We start from the raw sequence: 24324 nt of genomic DNA, 5'->3' as shown, positions 1-24324 counted from the left end.
CACGAGGATGTTAAAGTTTTATTATTAGTTGCGTTCGTACACCAGACGACCATCAACGTAGGTGCGGTAGATCGAACGGTCATCGCCCAACGTCATCATCACGAACAATTTGTCGACTAAAGAAACAGAGTTGTCATAGCGCAGCTGCTGTAGCGGAGTGGCAGTGGGTTCCATCACCACGAAATCAGCCTCTTTGCCAGGTAAAAAGTTGCCAATCAAATCGTCAAGGCCCAGAGATTTCGCTCCGCCGAGCGTGGCCAGGTAAAACGCTTCATATGCCGAGAGGCGATAGCCTTGTAATTGCAATACCTTGTAGGCTTCGTTCAGCGTTTGCAGCATGTTAAAAGTTGTTCCGGCACCGATATCCGTTCCCATGCCCACTTTGACTTTCTTCTGCCATGCTTTTTTCAAGTTGAATAAGCCGCTGCCGAGGTAAAGGTTGGAGGTCGGACAGAAAGCAATGCTGGATTTGGTTTCGCTGAGACGATCCCACTCTTTTTCTTCGAGATGGACGCAGTGAGCAAAGACACAATTTTTACCGGTCAGGCCGTACTGATGGTAAACATCAAGATAACCATCATGGTCAGGATAAAGCGATTTCACCCAGGCAATTTCATCTTTGTTTTCACAGAGATGGGTATGTACCCATGTATCCGGATATTCTTCTTTCAGGCGTTGCGCCATCGCCATCTGTTCAGGAGATGAGGTAGGGGCGAAGCGTGGCGTAATCGCATACAACAGACGACCATTTTTGTGCCAGCGTTCAATCAGTTCTTTGCTTTGGTGATAGCTGCTTTCGGCAGTGTCGAGCAGATAATCCGGTGCGTTTCGGTCCATCATAACTTTACCGGCAATCATACGCATATTGATATGACTGGCGGCTTCAAACAGCGCATCAACGGATTGTGGATGAACAGTGCCAAACACCAGCGCCGTGGTGGTTCCGTTACGTAAAAGCTGCTTGATGAAGAACGCCGACATTTCGCGGGCGTACTCTAAATCCTCATAACGACGTTCAGTAGGGAAGGTGTGTTTATTCAACCACTCCAGCAATTGTTCACCATAGGCCCCCACCATTTCACTTTGCGGATAATGGATATGTGTATCGACAAAGCCCGGTACTATCAGTTTGCCGCGATAGTCGCGCACGCGAATGGTGTCAGGAATTTGATGCTTTCCGTCTTCCCATTCGCCAAACCATTCCACTTTTCCCTGTTTAATGAGTAATAAACCATCCTCAATAAACCGCAGCGCAGAGGCAATTTCTTCCGGGTTATAGACCGTACGGGTGACATCAATAAAACTGCCTCGTACCGCTTTTAACGTGTGTTCTCCTGACATCATTGACTCCTTTACTGTTAATCCATCTCTTCCGCTGAGGTAATACCAGGCAGAACGTTTTCCTGTCGGTAGCCACCAGGGAGGATAATATTTAATAAAATCGCAGTTAACCCGCCAGCACAAATAGGGTTTTCAACTAATACATAAATAGAGGCTGGCAATATTTTAAAAATTTCGGGATCGTAGGAGACACCAAGCCCTAAACCTAAAGACGTGGCGACAATAAGCGTTTCACGGCGCTTTAAACCGTTGGTGATGATGATGCGAATCCCTGCGATGGCAATCATGGAAAACATCAACGTCATTGCGCCTCCCAGAACTGCTGAGGGAATGGTCGTGAAGAAGCCGCCAATCATCGGAAATAAGCCGAGGATAACCAGCATTACCGCGATGGTTCGCCCGACATAACGTGAAGCGACGCCAGTCATCTGAATAACCCCATTATTTTGCGCAAACGTGGTTAATGGTAATGAACCGACAGCGGAGGCGATAACAGAAACCAGACCATCTGCCAGCACGCCGCCTTTCAGTCGGGACTGATACTCTTCCCCCTGAATGGGGCGGCGGGAAACCATTGCTGTGGCGGTGATATCGCCGACAGCTTCCAGCACGCTAAGCAGATAAATCGTGCCAACCACCAGGAACTGATGGAAGCTAAAACTAAAGCCGTATTTGAACGGATGCGGGATGGTGATTAACGGCAAATTGCGCATACTGCTGAAATCCACCATGCCCAGGCATAACGATGCGATATAGCCGACACATAGCCCAATGGCGATCCCACCCATGCGTAGCAACGGACTGCGGCAGCAGTTAAAGCCGATCACCACAATCAAAACCAATAAGCCAACGCCGAGATGCTCGTAATTGCCGAACGTACCGCTGCTTTTAGCTGCAAAACCACCGCCAAAATCAATAATGCCAACTTTAATCAGACTTAAGCCGATCATCAGCACCACAATGCCGCTGACGGTAGGCGTAATAACCCGACGTAAATAGGGCAGGATAAAAGAAGAGCCGACAACCAGAAATGCGCCAACGAAGGAGACGCCGAGTAGCGACGACATGATTAACTCTTCGTGAAAACCGTCGCTTTTCATGCTGCTACCCAGCGCAATCATGACCGTAACAAATGAAAAATTGACTGACTGAATTGAAAGTAAACCAGAACCGACGATGCCGTAGCGGTTTACTTGTAACCAGGTACCAATACCAGAGGCGATCATCGCCATAGAAACAAGATAGGCAGTTGTTTCAGCGGAAAGCTGTAAGGCCGCACCCACGATTAACGCGGGGGTTACCATCGGAACGAAAATTGCCAACAGATGGGTAATGGCACCTACGAGAGCCTGATGAAAGGGAGGGCGATCCTCCAGTTCAAATATAAGGTCAGAACCTGCATGGTTTATATCAGACATCCCTTCACTCCTTTTAAAGTAAATTTGATCATCTGAATTAGTAAAATAAATTCCCACGAATTTGGGGCGCAGGACGCCTTGAGAACGGCTTATCTCATTTTCGCAGTCACTATTTAGTCATCGTTCAAACAGAGAAACAGGCCGCCGAAGCGGCCATTTATTACTTATATTTTTTCCAGCGCGGTGAGTATTTTCTCCGGTGTGAAATGCCATTCGCGTAACCAGATGCCGCAGGCATCGTGAATTGCGGTAGCAATCGCCGGAGCTGCGCCATTTACACCGATTTCCGAGATCGATTTCGCCCCGAATGGGCCGACTTTATCGTCGCTCGGCACCAGCACAGCGCGGAAATCACGCGGAATGTCACCAATTTTCGGTGCGCCGTAACTGCGTAAATCACGCGTTAACGGGTGACCTTCGGCGTCATAAATGATCTCTTCGCTCATACTGTGGCCGATAGCTCGCAGAGTGGCACCGTAGATTTGTCCCAACGCTAACTCTGGATTGACCGGTGTACCGCAGTCCAGCAAGGCGTAGAATTTATCCAGGCGGATTTCACCCGTACGCGTGTTGACGGCAACTTCAGCGAAGTTTGCGCCATACGGGAAGGCGAAATCAGGTGTGATATAACTGCCAGTTCCCACCAGTGAACCAAAGCCGGTGCCGGTTTCGCCTTTATGGGCTATCTCTCCGAAACTAACTTCGCCTTTCTTGCCGCGAACGACGCCCGGCGTTGCTAGTTGAACATCTGCCACTGGCTCACCCAATATTTGCGCGCCGTGGAACAGGATTTTCTCCCGCAGATTTTCCGCTGCCAAACGCGCAGCGTTACCCGAGAAGCAAGTACCGGACGAGGCATATGCGCCTTTATCAAACAGTGCATGATCGGTATCACCAGAGATAACATGCACGTCCTGCGGGGGGCAGTGCAGCACTTCTGCTGCCAGTTTGGTCACCACAGTATCCAGACCAGTACCAATATCCGCACCACCGGAATGAACGATAAAGGTGCCATCCGATTCCAGTTTGATCATGCAGTTAGCCTGATCGATATCCGGGATACCCGATTTCTGCATGATAATGGCGACGCCGCGACCGATGTGCCAGTCACCATTTTGCGGTTTTGGTGAAGACCATTGGATCATCTCGCGACCCTGACGCAGGATCTCTTCCAGTGCGCAGCTGGCGGCGGAAGGAACGGAGGTCGGCGCTTTACCTTCACCGATTGCACCGAGAATTTTCAGCTCTTGCCCTTCGTGTACCCGGTTACGTTCGATAATTTCCAGTTGGTCGATCTGTAACTGTTCAGCCAGTTCCGCTAATGCCATGGTGATAGCGAAGTTACCTTTCGGTGCGCCATAACCCTGATAAGCACCATTTGGGCAAATGTTGCTGTAGTAGGTGGTGACCTGAAAATCGACGTTATCGCATGGATATAACGGCAGCGACAGCGCCGGTCCGTTACACGGTACGGTGAGTGAGTGGTTACCGTAAGGACCCGTGTTGGCGCGGAAATCCATCTTCACTGCCGTCAGGCGACCATCTTTTTTCGCGCCCAGTTTGACGGTGACTTTCGCGACGTGACGAGAGGTGTTAGCAATAAACTCTTCTTCACGGGTGTAGCGGAAAAGTACCGGACGCCCGGTCACGCAAGTTGCCCAGGCGCACACTTCTTCCAGCAGGATGTCCTGTTTAGAGCCAAAACCGCCGCCTACACGTTCTTTAATGACATGAACTTTATGTTGTTTCATGCCCACGAGGCGCGCGACCTGGCGGCGTAAGTGCCATGGTACCTGGGTGGAGGCGTGGATCACCAGACGATCGCCGTCCATACGGGTAAAGCAGATATGTGTTTCAGTCGGGCACTGCTGCGCCTGCGTTGAGTTATAGGTTCGCTCAATGATCACATCGGCATCGGCAAAGCCTTTGTCCATATCGCCAATATGACCATGAATACTGGCAGCGATATTTTTGCGTGGGCGAGAACCGATCGGGAAGTTGATGATCATATGCTCGCCGCGCTGGGCCGCATGGCTGTTATCATCTTCCAGAGTATCTGGTGCACCAGCAACATACACCACCGGTTCATCGTGCACGACAGGCGCATCTTCCGCCATTGCCTCGTCAATCGACATTACCGGCTTAAGCACTTCATATTCAACGTCGATGAGCTTCAGTGCTTCGAGCGCAATGTCTTCACTTTCGGCTACTACCGCAGCAACGCGATCGCCGACGTGACGCATTTTCTTGCCGAACATTCGGCGGTCAAGCGGTGACGGTTCCGGTGCGCTCTGACCACCCGGGGTATAGTAAATATCCGGGCAATTCAGGTGAGTAATAACGTGAACGACGCCCGGTAAGGCTTCAGCTTTGCTGACATCCAGATGAGTAATCAGTGCGTGAGCGTGTGGGCTACGTAACATTTTTATGACGCAGGCGTCAGCCGTTACGCGATCTTCAACATAGCAGGGTTTCGCCTGCACCATTTTCGCGGCATCAGTTTTAGGATAATGCTTGCCAATGACTTCAAGGTCGTCACGGAAAGTCGGAGCGATATCAATGGTGGCCTGCGGATTATTTTTACGTGCAACCGCCAGTTCAATGACCTGATAGTATTGCTGCCAGCCAGCATCGCGGCTAAACAGACCTGAGAGTGCGTCGTCGATCTCTTCGCGGGTAGGTGCGTCGATGCGATCGAGAAGATCGGTGATAATCAGAGCCGCAGCTGGATCGTTATAACCAGACTGCACCACGCCAACATCAACCATGGCCTGTTGAACCAGACTTAACTCATTCCATTTGCCCAGAGATTCTGCGGTACGAATATCTGCCTTCTCTAACTGTGCGGCGATAAGCAAGGACGCGTTAACGATATTACCGTTAAAGATAATTGCGTCAGAACCGGCAAACCCAAAACCATCATCACTGTTGCGTACAGAGTGCATTCCCATGTTAAACAACAGCTTTTGCACGTTTTCGCCTGGATTAACGGTTAGCTCCTGAGGCGCGCCATTTAAAGTAAAGTGGATGATCATACGGCTTCCTCCCCAGCCTGTTGGCAGTCGGCATACAGGTCGGCTACCAGAACTCCCGTGATATAGCGTTTATAGGCCACGCTGCCCCGCAAATCTTCCTGCGGGAAAATGGCGTTGGCGACAGCCTGTTCAAGTGCATTGCCTTCCAGATTTTGAGTTTCAACATCGTGCAGACGCAGTGCTTTACTGGCGACGCCATCCAGCGCAATTCGCATACCGTCGTGGTCTGTCATTGCAACGGCTGCCGTCACGACGGTTAAACCTGCCTGAGAACGGCTAATTTTGCGAGTCGCACAGGTGCGATACGGATCTTTAATGATAATTTCGGTTAACAGGCGATCGCATGGGCAGGCCAGGTAGTCCTCGATTGACAGCGTTTCGCCGTTGCCAAAAACCAGTTCAGCATCCAGTGCCAGCAGGACGGGAAGCAGCACCGACTCTTCCTGCCGGGCGGCGATTTCACCACCAATGGTCGACTGATTACGAACATGGCGTGAGTAAACAAAACCGAGAGCTTCACGCAGTGCTGCAGGAATAAATCGTGCATCACGCAGTGACTGCAAGCGAGACATTGCGCCAATTCGTAGTGCACCGTTATCCCAGTCAATCCAGTCCAGCTCCAGATTCTGCAAGGAAATGGCAATCTTTTTATCGGTACGGGTTGGTGTAGCGTTGAGTTTGCTGCCCCCGGCGAACCAGACGGCTTCATCCTGGTAGCGGCGCTTCAGTTCCAGCGCTTGTTCGACAGAGTCGGGTCTGAAAAATTGTTCAATCATCGTCTTTCCTTAATTTCCCCTCTTCTCTGAAAGAAGAGGGGAGCTGTTATTTATGCCAGCGCATCCATCCGACGCCACATACTGGCAGCGGCTTTTCTGGCTTGCGCATAAATGGAATCGCAATCGAAGTTAAACTGACGGTCTTCATAGACCATCACACCATTGACCATCACGCTGTGAACGCTGCCTGAGCCCATACCGAAAGCGATATGCCCGGCGATATTGTCTGCCAGCAGCGGCGTTGGCGAGTTGTAATCGCAAATGGTTAAATCGGCTTTGTAACCGGCTTCCAGAAGCCCAAATTTCGCGCCAAAGTTGCGGCTCATCAGTTCGTTGCCGTTAGCCAGTGCTTTGGCAAAACTGTCAGGCCACAGCGGGCCACCCGCATCGCGATGTTTAAAGAAGGCAAATTTCATCTCTTCAAACATGTCCGAACCAATGCCGTCCGTTCCCAACGCCAGATTGCGGATGTCGCTAAGGTGATGGTTGTAGCCGACATGGTTGTTCATGTTTGAACGGGCGTTATGCACCAGGAACGCATCGCGCTGATTGAGTAGGGCGATGTCATCTTTCGACAAGTACAGCCCATGAGCGACCAGCGTTTTGCTGTCGATGAGATCGAATTGCGCCAGTCGTGCCAGCAGGTCTTTGCCGTACCAATGGTGACTGTAGGAAACGTCGTAAAGGTCTTCCGCAGCGTGAATATGCAAACCACGACCTGTGCTTTTCACGGCTTCACGCAGCATCTCCAGACCGGCATCCGGTACGGTAAACGGCGCGTGAGCGCCGATATGTGCTTCCACCAGATACGGCTCGGTTGCTGCTTTCTTCGCCTCATCAATCTGACGGGCGAAGCGGATGTTTTCTTCTACACCTTCCTGCAACTCTTTGATGCCGCTGTTACGGTCAGTAGTTTCAAAACAGGTCATCGCGCGCAGGCCAACTTTTAAAAATGCGTCGCGCAATGTGGAGAGCGACCCGCCGATATAGGCTGGAGAGGCATGGTGATCGATAACCGATGTACATCCGCTCTTAATCGCTTCCAGGGAACAAATCAGTCCGCTGTAATAGAGCGACTCTTCATCAAGGGCGCGATCGAGCCGCCACCAGAGATTTTTCAGCGTTGAGATGAAATCCGGGCAGGGGGCGATGTTTGCCATAATTCCGCGGGAAAGCCCCGAGTAAAAATGGTTATGCGAGCAGACAATTCCCGGCATCACAATCCGACCATGCATCTCTTTGTAGCTGGCATCGGGGTAGCGTTGCGTCAGGGCATCGCCGATAGCGACAATCACATCATTTTCGATGGCGATATCAACGCCTTCCTGCACTTTCGCCGGGTGTAACTGCACTGCGGTGACATTCTTCAGAATCAACATGATTACACCTCCACGCGGCCCAGCAGATAATGATGATGCTGGTGGACATGGCTGATGATACGGCACATATCGTTCAGCTCCGGTGGTACGTTGTTGAACTGACCTTCGCTGTCGATGTTTAACACCCAGCTTTGGTTATTCAGACGTACGCGTACCCGGCAATCTTCCACAAGGAAGCCTGGGTTGCTGCTGTTATCAAAGTCTTGCGACAGGCTGAAGACGGTGATTTTGTCTTTGTACGGTTTACCGTTCCACGGGCAGAATTGGGCGCAGTTGCCACATTCGTTACAGTAAGCGTCGAGGTGCAGCGTCTGGAAACGGTTCTGGAAGCCTGGGACCGTAATGGATACGTTGGCGCGGTTCGGGCAGACATCCACACACTTGCTGCAAACGTAGTTACATTCAAGGCAGCGAGCGGCTTCCTGCGCGACAAACGCATCACGATCGTCACTGTTCACCAGAGTGACAGAGATATCGCCTTTACGTTGATAGATTTCCGCCGGATTGACGTTATTCCAGTATTTATCGTTCTGGTGGGAACGGATATTTTCCCGACTCAGGATGGCATCGGTCGCCCGACGCGCGGTTCCGACAGCAGCGACAATGGAGGATGGTCCGCGCTGTACGTCGCCGATCATAAAGACGTCACTCAGACGCGTTTCGCCATTATGGTCGACGTCTGGCCAGCCGTTTTTGTCCAGCGGCACGCCCATCGCATTCAGGGCTTCAGTATCCTGCTGTTCACCAATGGCGGTGATCAGGCTGTCTACATGCAGTGTTACTGTTTCGTTGGTTTCAACCGGACGGCGACGACCTTTCTCATCAGGTTCGCCAAGCGACATAACGCGCAAGGTTAAGGTGCCATCAGCATCGAAACGTTCCGGATTATTCAGGAAACGGAACTCCACGCCGTCGTGCAACGCTTCTTCATACTCTTCGCGCCATGCTGGCATCTCTTGCAGTGAACGACGGTAAACGACCGTTGCTTTTTCTACGCCTGGAACGCGTAACGCCGCACGAGCGCAGTCCATTGCGGTGTTACCCGCCCCGACAACGACCACATGTTTGCCCAGCTTGAGCGTGGTGCCCTTGTTGTATTCACGCAGGAAGGGGAGTGATTTCCAGACATTTTGGTTGTCGCCCGCCAGTTTCACACCGCTATTTTTATCGGTACCGGTGGCAATCAGAACATAGTGGAAGCCCTGATTTTTTAACTGTTCAACGGTCAAATCGGGTGAGCAACCGTACTCAAATTTCACGCCGTGATCGGCAACAAAATCGATATCGTGCTGAATTAACTCTGCAGGAATACGGAACTGAGGAATGATATTTTTCACCACGCCGCCCGCATTGGCTTCGCGTTCAAACAGCGTAACCGGATGGCCCGCTCTGGCAAGGAAGTAACCTGCGGCCAGACCCGCCGGACCTGCACCAATCACGGCAACCGGATGGCGTGAACCAGAACCGGCTGGTTTGTGCCAGCGTTGCTTATATTCCTCCCAACCTTTTTCCAGCGCGACTTTTTTCAGTTCGCGGATATTCAGCGCACTGTCGTAATCCAGGCGGGTACAGTTGTATTGGCACTGGTGATCGCAAATATGACCGGTAATGGCGGGCAGGGCGTTGCGTTGATAGATGAGTTCCAGCGCGTCGGCATAGCGGTGTTCGCCAAGCAGACGGATGTATTCCGGAATATCTTGCTTGATAGCGCAGGCAGTAACACAGGGGGCAACGTAGCAATCGGTCAGCGGCAGGTCTTCAGCCACTTCAATACGCTCTTCTGGCTTCCAGTGTTTCTGGGTGTATTCCATGGTTAACGCGTCTGCTGCCAGTCTGTTCAGTCGTTCGACGTCAACATGGTCAAGTCCCCAGGCGTCGGAGCCTTCCAGCTCGCGCATGCAGGCACTTAAGCGCAGATAGCCGCCAGGTTTCAGCAGGTCGGTTGCCATAGTAATAGGGCGAATACCAGTATCAAAAATATCGCGGATAGTCAGCTGACTGGCACCACCGGAATAAGAAATGGGCAGTTTGCCGTCAAAGGCGCGAGAGAGAACTGCTGCAACGTTGATGGAGAGCGGGAACAGCGCACGGCCTGACATATACATCTCTTCACCGGGCAATGCGCCTTTATTGTTGATGGTGCCGAGAGTGTTAGTCAGTTTTACGCCAAAGCCGAGTGATTTTTCTTTTGCCAGTGCCATCAGGCGTTCCAGCATTTCCAGTGCTTGCGTCAGCTTGAGGTCGTGATCAAATGACTCTTCTTTTAAGCCGATGTAACCGAAACCGCAGACATCGAGGATCTCACGAACACGCGCGTACCCCAGTAAGGTCGGGTTGAGTTTCACAAAGGTGTTGAGCCCTTTTTCTTCCAGCATGTAGCGGCAAATGGCTTCGATTTCATGCGGAGGACAGCCGTGCATGGTGGAGAGGGTAACCCCTTGTACCATGCTGGTGGGGATGCGAGCGGGTAAGGCTTGCAAGCTTTCGCGTTTTTCCTGCAATCCGTGGCGGGCTAAAAATGCCTCATCCTGGAGTAGCTTATTAAGTGCATCGCGGTATTGAGCGAATTTCGGATGGTCAGATGCGTCCATCATATTGTCGATGAACTGCTGCATCGGCGGTTGCTTAATACCTTCGAGGTTGTAACCGACGCTCATATTAAAGATGAACGATTTACCGGAATCAGAAGGCTGGAACATCGCTTCGAGAAGGTGCAGGGCAAACCAGGCTTTGAGGTATTCATCCCAGGCTTTAAGCAGGGTAAATTCGGTAGACCATTCGGTGTTAAAGCACTCGTCTTCGGCATCGATACAGGGCTTTTCCAGCTCCAGGCGGTCAAGAATTTGGACGGTTTTTAGTTCGATGAAGCGTCCGCCAGTCAGCCAGGAGGTGACGATGTTTTGCGCAAGTTGCGTGTGCGGGCCAGCGGCAGGGCCGACGGGAGTGGCACAGGTTTCACCGAAGACGCTAACAGTTTTACCTTTTACGGGTGAGTAAAACTGTTGCTCGGGAATACCAAAGATTGAGCGTTGTTGTTGGTATTCATCAAATATGCGCGTCAAAAGTTCCTCAAACGGAATGGGACGCATAATATCCCCCATAACCCTCTCCTTAGCTTATACAGATATCATTGAGTGACCGGTGTTGAGAAATCCGGTGGTTTAGGGGGATAGAGCAACAATCACACCACTCTTGCCAGGTTTGGCGGGAAATATAAAAAAATGTGAGGCGGCTCGAAACTTAATGGCTTTTTGTGAATGAACTCACAGGTGCCAAATGAGAATTAAAATCACTCCTGAAAATTATTATTGCCAGCCCATTTATCACTTTTTCTCTTTTCTCAAAATCAGTGATTCCTTATCATTATGATAAAGAGTGCTGGAGGGATTAGATATTTGAACGCAATCGTTTAACTACGTTTTCTAAATTTCAGTATACCTTTTCTTCGCTGTAATAAAGTCGTCCGGAGTATCAATATCTAAAATTATTTCTGCATTTTCTATTTCGACGGAATAATGTTCTCCCATAAGGAGTGCCTGACGCATATTGGTGACATTGGGTCGCTGGATTGCCTGCATCAGGCATGGTTTTGACACTAAAATCGGATGGCCGGGGATGCCATTATGGAGTGGCAGTATTGCGCCATCATTTCGTAACGACCAGATTTTTCTAAAAATATCGATGGTGAGGGTTGGCATATCTCCGTGGGTGAGAAAACAATGTTCTGTTTGCACCGCGGGTACTGCGGCCTTTACTGATGTCAGTAAACCCTGCGCATAATCTGGGTTGTGGATAATAGTGATATTGCTCTGGTTCGCATAACGTTCGTGCAGTTCATTACCACGATAGCCGGTGACTAAAATAATTCGGCTACAAAACTGCAACGCATTTTTGATACTTGTATCAAGAATTGTTCCCTGTTGCCAGGGTAACATCATTTTCCATTGCCCCATTCTTGATGATAATCCTGCGGCGGTAATTATACAGTCGATGGCTGACATAGTGATTCCATTATTTACAGGAGCTAATAACGCCTGATAATTGCGTTACTTCCTGATGGATTACGTTGAGGGTAATTTATCCCAGAGAGGTCCATAAAGACGCGTGAAAAGTATAATTGACCCATCGGCATTATTCATTGATTTAGGCGCGCAGAAACGTCCCACTGTGATTTCTATTGTTGGTGCTGGGGGGAAAACCAGCTTGCTTTTTTGGCTGGCAGAACTGTTCCAGGCGAGTGGCAGGCGTGTATTAATCACTACGACGACACATATGTTTATGCCAACATCTCACTGGCCCGTGGTTTTCTGTCGTGATCCCGCCATGCTTCCTCATGCGTCTTTTATATCCCCCATTTCATTTTGTTTTCACAGCTGGAAAGCGAACCAGGGAAAAGTGCAGGGATTTACGCCAGAAGTGATTGATGCACTGGTACAACGACCAGAGTGTGACGTAATTCTCATTGAGGCAGATGGCTCGCGTGGAATGCCGTTAAAAGCGCCTGATGAGCACGAACCTTGCATACCTAAAAGCAGTTGCTGCGTGATTGCTGTGATGGGAGGACATATTTTGGGTGCGAAAGTGAGCACAGAAAATGTCCATCGCTGGTCGCAGTTTGCTGATATTACTGGGTTAACACCTGATGCACCCTTGCAACTGAGCGATCTCGTTGCGCTGGTTCGCCACCCTCAGGGGGCGTTTAAAAACGTACCGCAAGGTTGTCGGCGAGTCTGGTTCATTAACCGTTTTTCTCAATGTGAGAATGCGATTGCGCAAAGCGAGCTCCTTCAACCGCTGCAACAACACAACGTAGAGGCAATCTGGCTGGGCGATATACAAGAACATCCTGCAATCGCGCGCAGATTTGTGAATTAGCGGCCCGGGTATTCCGGGTTACTGAAAGGATATCCATTGAGGTTGGTATGAATATTTTCACAGAGGCTGCAAAACTCGAAGAGCAAAATTGTCCGTTTGCGATGGCGCAAATTGTTGATAGCCGAGGCTCAACCCCCCGCCATTCTGCACAAATGTTAGTGCGCGCCGATGGTTCTATCGTCGGTACAATTGGTGGCGGAATGGTTGAACGGAAGGTGATTGAAGAGTCGCTTCAGGCATTGCAGGAACGTAAGCCGCGATTATTCCATGGACGTATGGCTCGTAACGGTGCGGATGCTGTCGGGTCAGATTGTGGAGGTGCAATGTCAGTATTTATCAGCGTCCATGGTATGCGTCCACGTCTGGTGTTGATTGGTGCGGGGCATGTCAACCGGGCGATAGCCCAGAGTGCGGCGCTATTAGGATTTGATATCGCCGTTGCTGATATTTATCGCGAAAGCCTCAATCCTGAACTATTCCCACCATCAACCACGCTTCTCCATGCTGAGTCGTTTGGTGCGGCAGTGGAAGCACTGGATATTCGCCCTGATAATTTTGTCCTGATTGCCACGAATAATCAGGATCGTGAAGCCCTCGACAAACTCATTGAACAACCCATTGCATGGCTGGGGTTGCTGGCAAGTCGCCGCAAGGTTCAGCTTTTCCTGCGCCAATTGCGTGAGAAAGGCGTGGCTGAAGAACATATTGCCCGTTTACATGCGCCCGTTGGTTACAACATAGGTGCGGAAACGCCGCAGGAGATCGCCATCAGCGTGCTGGCAGAAATATTACAGGTGAAAAATAACGCGCCGGGTGGGCTGATGATGAAGCCTTCTCATCCTTCCGGACACCAGCTGGTGGTGATTCGCGGTGCGGGGGATATCGCCAGTGGTGTAGCGCTACGTCTGTATCATGCGGGTTTTAAAGTGATCATGTTGGAAGTGGAAAAACCGACAGTGATTCGTTGTACCGTGGCGTTTGCCCAGGCCGTGTTCGATGGCGAAATGACGGTCGAAGGCGTCACCGCCCGCCTGGCAACCAGCTCTGCGGAAGCGATGAAACTTACCGAACGCGGATTTATCCCTGTGATGGTAGATCCCACCTGTTCATTGCTTGATGAACTGAAACCGCTTTGCGTGGTGGACGCTATTCTGGCGAAACAGAATTTGGGAACGCGGGCAGATATGGCACCAGTAACAATCGCGCTTGGGCCGGGCTTTACTGCAGGGAAGGATTGTCATGCGGTAATTGAAACAAATCGCGGGCACTGGCTCGGTCAGGTGATTTACTCTGGTTGTGCGCAGGAGAATACCGGTGTTCCCGGCAATATTATGGGGCATACCACCCGACGGGTGATCCGTGCTCCTGCTGCAGGCATTATGCGATCCAACGTGAAATTAGGCGATCTGGTGAAAGAGGGCGATGTCATTGCCTGGATTGGTGAGCATGAAATTAAAGCACCGTTGACGGGGATGGTGCGTGGCTTGTTGAACGACGGACTGGCCGTGGTCGGTGGTTTTAAAATTGGTGATATCGATCCTCGTGGTGAAACGGCTGATTTCACCAGCGTTTCTGATAAAGCCCGGGCGATTGGCGGCGGCGTACTTGAGGCGTTAATGATGTTGATGCATCAGGGCGTTAAAGCGACAAAAGAAGTGCTGGAAGTGGCTTAAATGAAAATGGCCGGATGGTATTACCCATCCGGCCTTTAAATTACTGACAAATCACCGTTCCGGTTTTGCCTTCAATCCCTTCTTTCGCTTTGCTCAATACGGTAATCAGTGCTTCACGACCTGCGCGAGAGCGAGCAAACGAGGCGGCAGCTTCCACTTTAGGCAGCATAGAACCTTTCGCAAAATGACCTTCTTCGATAAAGCGTTCAGCATCACTTAACGACAGGCGATCGAGCCACTGTTCATTCTCTTTTCCGAAGTTAATGGCCACTTTTTCTACCGCAGTCAGAATGATCAGCATATCGGCATCAATCATTTCTGCTAAACGGGCGCTGGCCCAGTCTTTATCGATAACCGCGCTGGCACCACGCAGATGGTTACCTTCACGAATAACAGGGATACCACCACCGCCAACGGTGATCACCACCTGTCCGGCATCTACCAGAGCTTTAACCGTTTCTTTTTCAATGATATCAACCGGTTTTGGCGAAGCAACGACACGGCGATAGCCGCGACCCGCATCTTCTTTCAGAGTGTAACCCTGTTTTGTCAGTAGCTCTGCTTCTTGCTCGGTAAAGAACGAACCGATCGGCTTGGTCGGGTTGAGGAATGCCGGATCGTTAGCATCGACTTCGACCTGGGTAACCAGCGTTGCTACAGGTTTATTAATGCCACGAGAAAGCAGTTCTTCTCTTAAGGCGTTTTGTAGATCGTAACCAATATAACCCTGGCTTAAGGCAACACAGACAGACATCGGCAGCATTGGCGAGTGCGCTTCAGTTTTTGCTGCAGCTTCAAAGGCATGGTTAATCATGCCCACCTGTGGCCCGTTGCCATGAGTGACGATGACCTCATGTCCCTGGGCAATTAAATCAACAATTGCCTGAGAAGTAATTTTTACCGCTTTCATTTGCCCAGCCAGGTCATCGCCCAGCGCATTCCCGCCCAGGGCGAGAACAATTTTCTTACTCATTTTTCCTCACTCATCATTCTTGATTGTGTATAGATCCCTGGCAGTGGTTAGAGCACGGGAGGGACAAACGGTTTGCGTCGCAGGAAACGACCTCGCCCGGCTTTGCCTGTAAAGGTGCCGTCGCAGAAAATCGTTTCACCACGGGATAAGGTTCTGACAATCGCGCCCTGACAGGTAAACCCCTCCCATGGCGAGTAGTCAGCGTTGTCGTGGAGATGGCGATGCTGAATTTGTTGGCTCTGACGTGGGTCTATAATCACCACGTCGCCATCGGAACCGGGCGCTAATAATCCTTTTTGTGGCCACAGGCCAAACAGCCTGGCGGGCATTGCACTGGTTAACTCAACAAAACGCTCCGGTGAGATACGTCCCGTCATCACGCCACTGGAGAACAGCAGTTGCATGCGGTTCTCCACACCGGGTAAGCCATTTGGGCAGCGGCTGAAATCGCCTTTAGAAATTTGCAGGCGTTGAGCCATCGAGAAGGTGCAGTGATCGGTTGCCACCACGTCAATCGCACCATCGCTGATGCCACACCACAGTTTGTCCTGCTCGCGTACGTTACGCAGCGGTGGGCTAAGAATGAACTTCATGCCATCTTCTGTATCGTAACTGCGTTCGTCCAACAGGAGATATTGTGGGCAGGTTTCAACCCAGACTGGCTGGTGATTCGCACGGGCAAGACGCAGATAATCCAGACCTAAGCCGTTAGACAGGTGCACGATATAGAGCGGGGCGTTACCGGCAATTTGTGCCAGGTTAATCATGCGGGCGATGGCTTCCGCTTCGCATTCCAGAGGTCGACTCAAGGCATGATAACGCGGCGCGGTTAACCCTGCGGCGATAAACTCCGCCCGCTTGCTGGCGATAGCTGCGTCATTTTCCGGGTGTACGGTGGTCAGCGCGCCGGACTCATGCAAGCGGCGTAATGCCTGCAACACTTCATCATCGTTGAGTTTATATTGATAGGTTAAATAGAGTTTAAAACTGCTCAGTCCTTCCTCAACCATCATCGGAATTTCGTCGAGGATAGCGTGATTAATATGTTGAATGACACCGTGAAAGCTGTAGTCGATGACTGCTTTGTGGGCGGCATAACCGCGATAAACTTCCAGTTGATGGCGTAACCGGCAGCCATTTGGGCCAAATCCCATATGGTCAATAATGGTTGTTGTACCGCCACACGCAGCAGCGCGGGTACCGGTAAAAAAATCATCACAACTGCGCGCGATGCCGACATCAATATTGAAATGCGTATGGACATCCACGCCGCCAGGGAAAACGTAACAGCCAGAGGCATCAATTTCTTCGCAAGGGAGTTGCGGCGAAATATCGGTACCCAACTGGCGAACAATCCCGCTTTCAATCAGCAAATCCTGCTTCGCCTGTCCATCTGCATTAACAACAATGCCGTTTTTTATCAATACGCGCATAGCAAACTCCAAAAACCCTCCGGCGAACCGGAGGGGAATAAGTGAAGAGTAATTATTCGGTTGCCAGCCAGCTTAATGGGATTGCAGCGTACATAGCGGCACAGGTTACCAGGTGAGATTTCCAGGTTTTTTCGTTTGGCGCGTGCGCTTCCGGTTCTTTACCAGGGCCAAAACCGATGACCGGAATGCCGTGGCGACCCATGATGGATACGCCATTAGTCGAGAAGGTCCACTTATCAACGACAGGCGCTTTACCAAACAGCCCTTCATAAGCATTCACCAGTGCTTTAACGGTGAAGTGATCTTCTTCCACTTTCCAGGTCGGGAAGTAGCATTCGGTTGGGTAAACCAGGCCAGTCCAGGACGGGCGGTCGTAGTTGTACATAGAAACAACCGCGTTAGCTTTCTGTACTGCAGGTAGAGCGCGGATCTCGTCCAGCGCGCCTTCCCAGGTTTCGCCCCAGGTCAGACGACGGTCGATTGAAACTGCGCAGCTGTCTGCTACAGCGCAACGACTTGGGGAGGTGAAGAAGATTTCAGAAACAGTCAGCGTACCTTTGCCGAGGAATTCGTCATAGCCCAGACGTTGAGACAGTTCCTGTAATTCGCCAAGAATTGGACCCATTTTGAAAATGGCGTTATCACCACGTTCTGGTGCCGAACCGTGGCAGCTAACACCCTGAACATCAATGCGAATTTCCATACGACCGCGTTGACCACGGTATACCTGGCAGTCGGTTGGTTCGGTACTGACCACAAATTCCGGGCGAATGCCGGATTGTTCAATAATGTATTGCCAGCACAGACCGTCGCAGTCTTCTTCCTGCACAGTACCGGTGACCAGCAGGGTATATTCATCTTCCAGACCGAGATCTTTAATGATTTTTCCGGCATATACCATAGACGCCATGCCGCCTTCCTGGTCGGAAGTACCACGACCACCGATCAGCTCGTCGGTTTCCATGCCTTCATACGGATCGAAGTCCCAGTTTTTGATGTTGCCAATGCCGACTGTATCGATATGAGCGTCCATTGCCACCAGACGCGGGCCGTGGCCGATATAACCGAGAACGTTGCCCATTGGGTCGATTTCAACTTTATCGAAGCCGACTTTTTCCATCTCTTCTTTAATACGATGTACTACGCGTTTCTCGTCGCAGCTTTCACTGGGAATAGCAACCATATCGCGTAGGAAGCGAGTCATGTCTGCCTGGTAATCTTTTGCTTTTTCAAGAATCAGTTTGAATGGAATATTCTTAGCCATTATTTTTCTCCAGATTTTTTACTCCCCGTTTTGCAGGGAGCAGTTCCAATAGGGTGATTAAGGTGCTACAGCGTGTTTGCCTTCCCAGACAACTTCGCGGTAGTGCTTCACGTCGGTGTCGCCTTCAGTGCTGATAACCAGCACCACGGCATCTTTGTTCAGCGCCAGTTTTTCCATCAGGCTTTGACGTTGCGGGTGATAATGAACCGCTGCGAGAACGCCCAAACCGACAGCGCCGGATTCACCGGAGATGATGCGCGGGTCGTTGCCATACGGATTACCCAGCACGCGCATACCTAATGCGGCAACGCTGTCCTGGCAGGAGATGAATTGGGTGGCGCAGTTACGTAGGATTTCCCAGCCCAGTGGGTTAGGTTCGCCGCAGGCCAGGCCCGCCATGATGGTGGCCATATCACCGCCAACGTTGACGATGTCGCCTTTGACGCCGGAGCGATAAATACAGTCAGCTTTGTCAGGTTCAACAATAATGCTGTGCAGATTTTGCGGGCTATAGACGTCGACCAGATAACCCAGCACACCACCGGCCATTGCACCGACACCGGCTTGCAGCAGAACGTGTGTCGGGGTGACGCCCATTTCACGCATTTGCTCGACGGCTTCATCCGCCAGTGTTGCGTAGCCTTGCATGATCCAGGTTGGGATTTTGGTGTAACCTTCCCATGCCGTGTCTTGTACCACTTCCCAGCCGTGCTGCTGCGCGTGTTGCATGGTCAGGCGAACGGTATCGTCATAGTTCATATCCGTGACGATGCACTCGGCACCGAGGTTTAGAATGGCGTCAACGCGTTCCTGAGCAGAACCTTTCGGCATGTAAATCACCGCATTCTGTCCGAGTTGCTGTGCTGCCCATGCCACACCGCGCCCGTGGTTGCCGTCGGTGGTAGTCGCGAAAGTCATTTTTTCGCCGATGGCATTTTTCAGGTGCTCAAATGACAGCGTTTCGATATCAAGATGATATTTTTCACACAATAATTGAGCGATGGCGTACGCACCGCCGAGCATTTTGAAGGCGTTCAGACCGAATCGTTTTGATTCGTCTTTGACGAGAATTTTCTTTACACCAAACAGGTTTGCGAGATCGTCCAGCGCACAAAGCGGTGTTGGGTGATAACCAGCAATTTTCTGGTGGAACTGGCGTGCCAGTTTTGCCTGGCTTTGCGAAAAAAGCGGTGATGTTTCGCCGTTGAAAAATTTGTTATCGGCGATATCAATCTTCAATGAGAAAACGGACATATCCTATCCTTTTGGCCTCTGGAAATAGAGGGCCGACCAGCTGATCGGCCCGAGGGGTTATTTCACGCGTTCTTGCGCTTCTTTCAGCAGTTGCTCGAGCAGTGCACCTGGTTTGGCGTATTTACGGGACAGGATCATCGCGGCGATGATATAAGGCTTCCAGCTGGCTTCTTTGTAGGTAGCGATACGGTATTTTTCGAATACGCCTTCAGTCACTTCACCTTCTTTGCAGGATACGCCGCTGATATCAGCTGGCAGGCAGTGCATGTACAGGGCTTCGCCATCACGGGTCAGTTCCATCATCTCTTCAGTACAATGCCAGTCTTTGTGTTGCGCGTTCTGTGCCAGACACTGTTTTTCCAGTGCTTTTAAGCCTTCGTGATCGTTCGCACGCAGCAATTCAGTACGCTCTTCCATCACTTTGTAAGGTGCCCATGACTTCGGATAAACGATGTCTGCGTCTTTGAAGGCTTCTTCCATGCTGGTGACCTGACGGAAGCTACCACCGGAGGCTTTAGCATTGTTTTTAGCAACTTCAACGACATCCGGGATCAGGTCGTAGCCTTCCGGATGGGCCAGGGTGACATCCATACCGAAGCGGGTCATCAGACCTATGATGCCTTGTGGTACAGAGAGCGGTTTGCCATAGCTTGGGGAGTAGGCCCAGGTCATGGCGATTTTTTTGCCTTTCAGGTTTTCCAGCGAACCAAAGTGTTCACGCAACCATGCCAGGTCAGCCATAGACTGAGTCGGGTGGTCAATATCGCATTGCAGGTTCACTAAAGCCGGACGCTGCGGCAGCACACCCTGCTTGTAGCCGTCATCAAGTGCAGCGCCAACTTCACGCATATAGGCGTTGCCTGCGCCCAGATACATATCGTCGCGAATACCGATAGCGTCAGCGCAGAAGGAGATCATATTGGCGGTTTCACGCACGGTTTCGCCGTGAGCGATTTGTGATTTACCTTCGTCAAGATCTTGTTGTGCAAGGCCGAGCAGGTTAAGCGCGGAAGCATAAGAGAAGCGGGTACGGGTGGAATTGTCGCGGAATACGGAAATACCTAATCCACTATTAAAGACTTTGGTTGAGATGTTTTCAGCACGCAGTGCTTTTAACGCGGCGGCAACGTCCAGTACTTGTTTCAGTTCGTCTGGCGTCTGTTCCCACGTTAACAAAAAATCTTTTTCATGCAGGTGAGAGGTCAGCGAATTGATATCCTTAATCAGCTCATTAACAGTTTTCATCATAAAGTCCCGATAGTGGAATGACAGGCAAAGTGGTTTATTTCACTGTGACGTGCCAAAGTGATTGGTGTTTTCACAGCTATACCTGGGACTAACAATAAGTGTGCCAGAATTATCCACGCGGCTGCGAAAGGCTAATTTGACGGATAATGTGTGGGGTTGATCACATATTGATGCCAGTTTCCGGTTGTTTTTAAAATACGAAAACGTTTGGCTTTTTTTATCACGTTATTTATTTGCTGCTAAGTATCAGAAATAAGATAAAGAGGCAGGCTATCTCTCTTCAGTTTGATAAACTTGCCGCTGTAATTCTCATATTGATATAGAAATGTGATATCTCTTCCATAATTTTATTAGAAAGTGATAAAAATCTTATGTTTTTATCAAAGCCAATTTCGCCTGAGTTAATATCATCATGATCTGTGAACCATCAACGTCTTCAATGATCGACTTTTAAGTAAGTCTGGAAGGTAAAGCTATGGAGCTTGCGACTACGCAGTCAGTATTGATGCAAATTCAACCGACAATTCAGCGTTTTGCCAGAATGCTTGCCAGCGTTTTGCAGCTTGAGGTTGAGATCGTTGATGAAAACTTGTGTCGCGTCGCCGGAACGGGCGCGTATGGGAAGTTTCTTGGCCGCCAGTTGAGCGGCAACTCACGCCTGCTCCGCCACGTCCTGGAAACGAAAACTGAAAAAGTTGTGACACAGTCTCGCTTCGATCCCCTTTGTGAAGGTTGCGATAGTAAAGAAAATTGCCGCGAAAAAGCATTTCTGGGTACGCCTGTCATTTTACAGGATCGTTGTGTTGGGGTGATAAGTTTGATTGCCGTTACCCACGAGCAACAAGAACATATCAGTGATAATTTACGCGAATTTTCCGATTACGTTCGCCATATATCCACCATTTTTGTTTCTAAACTTCTGGAGGATCAGGGACCAGGAGATAACATCAGTAAAATATTCGCGACCATGATCGATAATATGGATCAGGGCGTGTTAGTGGTTGATGCTGATAATCGTGTTCAGTTTGTTAATCAGACAGCTTTAAAAACACTCGGTGTTGTACAAAATAATATTATTGGAAAACCTGTTCGTTTCAGACCATTAACATTTGAGAGTAATTTTACCCATGGTCATATGCAACATATTGTTTCGTGGGATGATAAAAGTGAATTAATCATTGGTCAGTTGCATAACATCCAGGGCCGACAACTATTTTTAATGGCGTTTCACCAATCGCATACCAGTTTTTCTGTAGCAAATGCACCTGATGAACCGCATATTGAACAATTGGTTGGCGAGTGCCGTGTTATGCGGCAATTAAAACGACTCATTAGCCGTATTGCACCCAGCCCATCCAGCGTTATGGTGGTTGGTGAAAGCGGCACGGGTAAAGAAGTCGTCGCTCGTGCAATCCATAAGTTGAGCGGAAGACGGAATAAACCCTTTATTGCTATCAACTGTGCCGCGATTCCGGAACAGCTTCTGGAGAGCGAACTGTTCGGTTATGTTAAAGGCGCATTTACTGGCGCTTCTGCCAACGGTAAAACAGGGTTGATTCAGGCGGCGAATACGGGCACGCTGTTTCTCGATGAAATTGGTGATATGCCATTAATGTTGCAGGCTAAATTACTGCGCGCTATTGAGGCGCGTGAAATTCTGCCGATTGGTGCCAGTAGCCCAATACAAGTCGACATCCGCATCATTTCTGCAACTAATCAGAATTTGGCCCAGTTCATTGCCGAAGGTAAATTCCGCGAAGATCTCTTCTACCGACTTAATGTTATCCCGATAACTCTTCCACCGCTGCGTGAACGTCAGGAAGATATTGAATTACTGGTGCATTACTTTTTACATCTGCATACCCGTCGTCTGGGATCGGTTTATCCTGGCATTGCTCCTGATGTCGTCGAAATATTGCGTAAGCATCGTTGGCCCGGAAACCTGCGCGAGTTAAGCAATTTGATGGAATATCTGGTTAACGTTGTTCCTTCAGGTGAAGTTATCGACAGCACGCTATTGCCGCCAAATCTGCTGAATAATGGCACAACGGAGCAAAGTGATGTAACAGAGGTCAGTGAGGCGCACCTGTCACTCGATGATGCGGGCGGCACGGCGCTGGAGGAGATGGAAAAGCAAATGATCCGCGAGGCGCTTTCACGTCATAACAGCAAGAAGGAAGTTGCTGATGAACTGGGCATCGGCATTGCTACGCTCTATCGCAAGATTAAGAAATATGAGTTGTTAAACACATAACCTCTGAGAATCCGGCCTGAATTCAGGCCGGATATCCTTTTACTTCGTTTTCTCGCAATCCAGAACTGTATTTACAATCATCTGATACCCCGTGCAGCGACAAAGATTTCCCGCCAGTCCACGACGAATTTCCGTAATGGTTAATGGTTTTTCGCGTGGTTTTGCCAGCATCGCCGTGGTAGCCATAATCAGGCCCGGCGTACAAAACCCGCATTGCACTGCGCCGGATTTCGCATAAGCCAGTTGGACATGAGAAAGTTTACCGCCTTTCGCTTCACCTTCCAGCGTGCGGATCTCTTTTCCTTCAGCCCAGGCCGCAAGGAATAAGCAACTGTCTATCGCAGTGCCGTCGACCAGCACCGTACAGGCACCGCATTCGCCTACGCAGCAACCTTGTTTGACACTAAGAAGCCCTTGTTCTCGGAGTAGTTCCGAAAGCGGCATTCCTGGCGCGGCGTGAAGCTGAAAAGGCATCCCGTTAATGACGCATTCGATGGTAATTGTTTCGCTGTGATTCATTGCAATTTTCCCCCCGCCGCGGCGACGGCTTCGCTAATCACTTTTTTGGTCATCGTCTGGATGAGATGCAGACGAAACTCTTTACTGGCCCGCCATGAAGAACGCGGGGCGACATCTTGCAGGACTGATTCGCTGATGGCTTCCAGCGTTTGCAGGTTTAATGGCGCATTTTGTGCAGTCTGTTCGGCATGTTGGCAGCGAATCGGCGTTGGCGCGGCAACACCAAATGCCAGGCGTAATTCGCTGAAATTGCCGTTATCCAGTCGGCAATGTGCGGCGCAGCCAATTGTTGAAATATCCATTGCGTCGCGCATGGCATATTTAAAATGCGCGCTGCCCGCGTGTTCTTTCGGCTGTGGCGGAAAATGAAAGGCGACAAGGATTTCGTCATGCTCAAGAGACACTTTGCCCGGCCCGGTGTGAAAGCCATTAATCGGGACGAAACGAACACCGCGCGGGGAGTGGATCTCAAGCTTCGCGTCATAAATTAGCGTTGGCGTGGCAGAATCTGCGCTGGTGGCACCGTTGCAAATATTTCCACCGTAGGTAGCGACGTTACGGATCTGCGGTCCGGCAATGGATGAGGCCGCAGCACATAACGCCGGGAGATGACGTTGAGTTACAGGATCTTCAATGAGCTGAGTAAATGTTGTCGCGGAGCCGATTCGCAGCGCGCCATCTTCCGCCTGTGTTATTCCCTGAAGCTCTGCCAGATTGTGGATATCAACAATATGGCGATAGCGGTCATTGTGATGGTGAAGCTGTATCAGTACGTCAGAGCCACCGGCAAGCAATTTGGCCTGCGGGTTGTCAGCCAGCAGGTTGATGGCATCGGCAAGGGTTGCTGCGCGATGGTAAGAAGCAAAATCAAACATGATGTTA

At 50.3% G+C, this 24324-nt stretch carries 17 protein-coding genes; 3 read left to right on the top strand and 14 right to left on the bottom strand.

Annotation, left to right across the window (positions count from 1 at the left end):
• Positions 1-24: 24 nt before the first annotated feature.
• The 7 genes from guaD to mocA all read right to left on the bottom strand — a co-directional run bounded on the left by guaD (position 25) and on the right by mocA (position 11950).
• Positions 25-1341: a guanine deaminase gene (guaD, locus tag C4F37_RS14695; RefSeq protein WP_001539542.1), complete on the bottom strand. Its 1317-nt coding sequence runs from the start codon at positions 1339-1341 to the stop codon at positions 25-27.
• 17 nt (positions 1342-1358) lie between these two features.
• Entirely contained in the window at positions 1359-2759 is a 1401-nt protein-coding gene (xanQ, locus tag C4F37_RS14690; RefSeq protein ID WP_001280192.1) for a xanthine/proton symporter XanQ, read from the bottom strand.
• A 164-nt stretch (positions 2760-2923) separates the two neighbouring features.
• The gene (locus tag C4F37_RS14685) at positions 2924-5794 is read right to left on the bottom strand and encodes a molybdopterin-dependent oxidoreductase Mo/Fe-S-binding subunit (RefSeq protein ID WP_000583653.1); all 2871 of its coding nucleotides are present in this window, start codon (positions 5792-5794) and stop codon (positions 2924-2926) included.
• Complete coding sequence (ygfM, locus tag C4F37_RS14680; RefSeq protein WP_001539540.1) at positions 5791-6570, bottom strand: molybdopterin-dependent oxidoreductase FAD-binding subunit; 780 nt, start codon at positions 6568-6570, stop codon at positions 5791-5793. The genes C4F37_RS14685 and ygfM overlap by 4 nt, the downstream gene beginning before the upstream one ends.
• Before the next feature lie 50 nt (positions 6571-6620).
• Positions 6621-7949: a putative aminohydrolase SsnA gene (gene ssnA, locus C4F37_RS14675; RefSeq protein ID WP_000906282.1), complete on the bottom strand. Its 1329-nt coding sequence runs from the start codon at positions 7947-7949 to the stop codon at positions 6621-6623.
• 2 nt (positions 7950-7951) lie between these two features.
• Positions 7952-11050, bottom strand: coding sequence for a putative selenate reductase subunit YgfK (ygfK, locus tag C4F37_RS14670; RefSeq protein ID WP_001539537.1), 3099 nt, complete (start codon positions 11048-11050; stop codon positions 7952-7954).
• Positions 11051-11371: 321 nt separating this feature from the next.
• Positions 11372-11950, bottom strand: a complete 579-nt coding sequence (gene mocA, locus C4F37_RS14665; RefSeq protein WP_001272860.1) for a molybdenum cofactor cytidylyltransferase — start codon at positions 11948-11950, stop codon at positions 11372-11374.
• A gap of 103 nt (positions 11951-12053) precedes the next feature.
• On the opposite strand from mocA, the gene yqeC reads away from it, so the two are divergent.
• The gene (gene yqeC / locus C4F37_RS14660) at positions 12054-12824 is read left to right on the top strand and encodes a selenium cofactor biosynthesis protein YqeC (RefSeq protein ID WP_001539534.1); all 771 of its coding nucleotides are present in this window, start codon (positions 12054-12056) and stop codon (positions 12822-12824) included.
• A gap of 47 nt (positions 12825-12871) precedes the next feature.
• On the top strand, positions 12872-14497 hold the full coding sequence (gene yqeB, locus C4F37_RS14655) for a selenium-dependent molybdenum cofactor biosynthesis protein YqeB (RefSeq protein WP_001020384.1): 1626 nt from the start codon (positions 12872-12874) through the stop codon (positions 14495-14497).
• A gap of 40 nt (positions 14498-14537) precedes the next feature.
• Here yqeB and arcC read toward each other — a convergent pair whose 3' ends face one another.
• From arcC to ygeW, 5 genes are read right to left on the bottom strand one after another with little or no spacing between them, the layout of a single operon-like run.
• Positions 14538-15470: a carbamate kinase gene (gene arcC, locus C4F37_RS14650; RefSeq protein ID WP_000037976.1), complete on the bottom strand. Its 933-nt coding sequence runs from the start codon at positions 15468-15470 to the stop codon at positions 14538-14540.
• Between the two features lie 47 nt (positions 15471-15517).
• Positions 15518-16903 carry a D-phenylhydantoinase gene (gene hyuA / locus C4F37_RS14645; RefSeq protein ID WP_001264434.1) on the bottom strand — a complete coding sequence of 462 codons (1386 nt, stop codon included), beginning with the start codon at positions 16901-16903 and terminating at the stop codon, positions 15518-15520.
• Positions 16904-16955: 52 nt separating this feature from the next.
• Positions 16956-18167, bottom strand: a complete 1212-nt coding sequence (locus C4F37_RS14640) for a YgeY family selenium metabolism-linked hydrolase (RefSeq protein ID WP_001107125.1) — start codon at positions 18165-18167, stop codon at positions 16956-16958.
• Between the two features lie 57 nt (positions 18168-18224).
• Positions 18225-19421 (bottom strand): diaminopropionate ammonia-lyase, encoded by a 1197-nt coding sequence (gene dpaL / locus C4F37_RS14635; RefSeq protein WP_000110478.1) that lies wholly within the window; start codon positions 19419-19421, stop codon positions 18225-18227.
• 57 nt (positions 19422-19478) lie between these two features.
• Positions 19479-20666 (bottom strand): knotted carbamoyltransferase YgeW, encoded by a 1188-nt coding sequence (gene ygeW / locus C4F37_RS14630; protein ID WP_000859787.1) that lies wholly within the window; start codon positions 20664-20666, stop codon positions 19479-19481.
• 478 nt (positions 20667-21144) lie between these two features.
• Here ygeW and C4F37_RS14625 point away from each other — a divergent pair, with 478 nt between their 5' ends.
• Positions 21145-22923, top strand: coding sequence for a sigma-54 interaction domain-containing protein (locus C4F37_RS14625; RefSeq protein WP_000417784.1), 1779 nt, complete (start codon positions 21145-21147; stop codon positions 22921-22923).
• Positions 22924-22962: 39 nt separating this feature from the next.
• Here C4F37_RS14625 and xdhC read toward each other — a convergent pair whose 3' ends face one another.
• Together xdhC and xdhB are read right to left on the bottom strand one after the other, a co-directional pair.
• Positions 22963-23442: a xanthine dehydrogenase iron sulfur-binding subunit XdhC gene (xdhC, locus tag C4F37_RS14620; RefSeq protein WP_001016615.1), complete on the bottom strand. Its 480-nt coding sequence runs from the start codon at positions 23440-23442 to the stop codon at positions 22963-22965.
• Entirely contained in the window at positions 23439-24317 is an 879-nt protein-coding gene (xdhB, locus tag C4F37_RS14615; RefSeq protein WP_001539532.1) for a xanthine dehydrogenase FAD-binding subunit XdhB, read from the bottom strand. Before xdhB ends, xdhC begins: the two co-directional genes overlap by 4 nt.
• Positions 24318-24324 lie beyond the last annotated feature (7 nt).

This window comes from Escherichia sp. R1, from assembly GCF_003000935.1.
Classification (GTDB): Bacteria; Pseudomonadota; Gammaproteobacteria; order Enterobacterales; family Enterobacteriaceae; genus Escherichia; species Escherichia coli.
The sequence above is the reverse complement of the archived record's forward strand: the minus strand, read 5'-3'. Positions and strand labels throughout refer to the sequence as shown.

Excerpts from the sequence above, each read along its gene's own strand:
- ygfM (WP_001539540.1), bottom strand. The coding sequence starts at position 6,570 with ATGATTGAACAATTTTTCAGACCCGACTCTGTCGAACAAGCGCTGGAA.
- xdhC (WP_001016615.1), bottom strand. The coding sequence starts at position 23,442 with ATGAATCACAGCGAAACAATTACCATCGAATGCGTCATTAACGGGATG.
- C4F37_RS14685 (WP_000583653.1), bottom strand. The coding sequence starts at position 5,794 with ATGATCATCCACTTTACTTTAAATGGCGCGCCTCAGGAGCTAACCGTT.
- C4F37_RS14640 (WP_001107125.1), bottom strand. The coding sequence starts at position 18,167 with ATGGCTAAGAATATTCCATTCAAACTGATTCTTGAAAAAGCAAAAGAT.
- ssnA (WP_000906282.1), bottom strand. The coding sequence starts at position 7,949 with ATGTTGATTCTGAAGAATGTCACCGCAGTGCAGTTACACCCGGCGAAA.
- mocA (WP_001272860.1), bottom strand. The coding sequence starts at position 11,950 with ATGTCAGCCATCGACTGTATAATTACCGCCGCAGGATTATCATCAAGA.
- C4F37_RS14625 (WP_000417784.1), top strand. The coding sequence starts at position 21,145 with ATGGAGCTTGCGACTACGCAGTCAGTATTGATGCAAATTCAACCGACA.
- xanQ (WP_001280192.1), bottom strand. The coding sequence starts at position 2,759 with ATGTCTGATATAAACCATGCAGGTTCTGACCTTATATTTGAACTGGAG.
- hyuA (WP_001264434.1), bottom strand. The coding sequence starts at position 16,903 with ATGCGCGTATTGATAAAAAACGGCATTGTTGTTAATGCAGATGGACAG.
- yqeB (WP_001020384.1), top strand. The coding sequence starts at position 12,872 with ATGAATATTTTCACAGAGGCTGCAAAACTCGAAGAGCAAAATTGTCCG.
- arcC (WP_000037976.1), bottom strand. The coding sequence starts at position 15,470 with ATGAGTAAGAAAATTGTTCTCGCCCTGGGCGGGAATGCGCTGGGCGAT.
- ygeW (WP_000859787.1), bottom strand. The coding sequence starts at position 20,666 with ATGAAAACTGTTAATGAGCTGATTAAGGATATCAATTCGCTGACCTCT.
- guaD (WP_001539542.1), bottom strand. The coding sequence starts at position 1,341 with ATGTCAGGAGAACACACGTTAAAAGCGGTACGAGGCAGTTTTATTGAT.
- dpaL (WP_000110478.1), bottom strand. The coding sequence starts at position 19,421 with ATGTCCGTTTTCTCATTGAAGATTGATATCGCCGATAACAAATTTTTC.
- ygfK (WP_001539537.1), bottom strand. The coding sequence starts at position 11,050 with ATGGGGGATATTATGCGTCCCATTCCGTTTGAGGAACTTTTGACGCGC.
- xdhB (WP_001539532.1), bottom strand. The coding sequence starts at position 24,317 with ATGTTTGATTTTGCTTCTTACCATCGCGCAGCAACCCTTGCCGATGCC.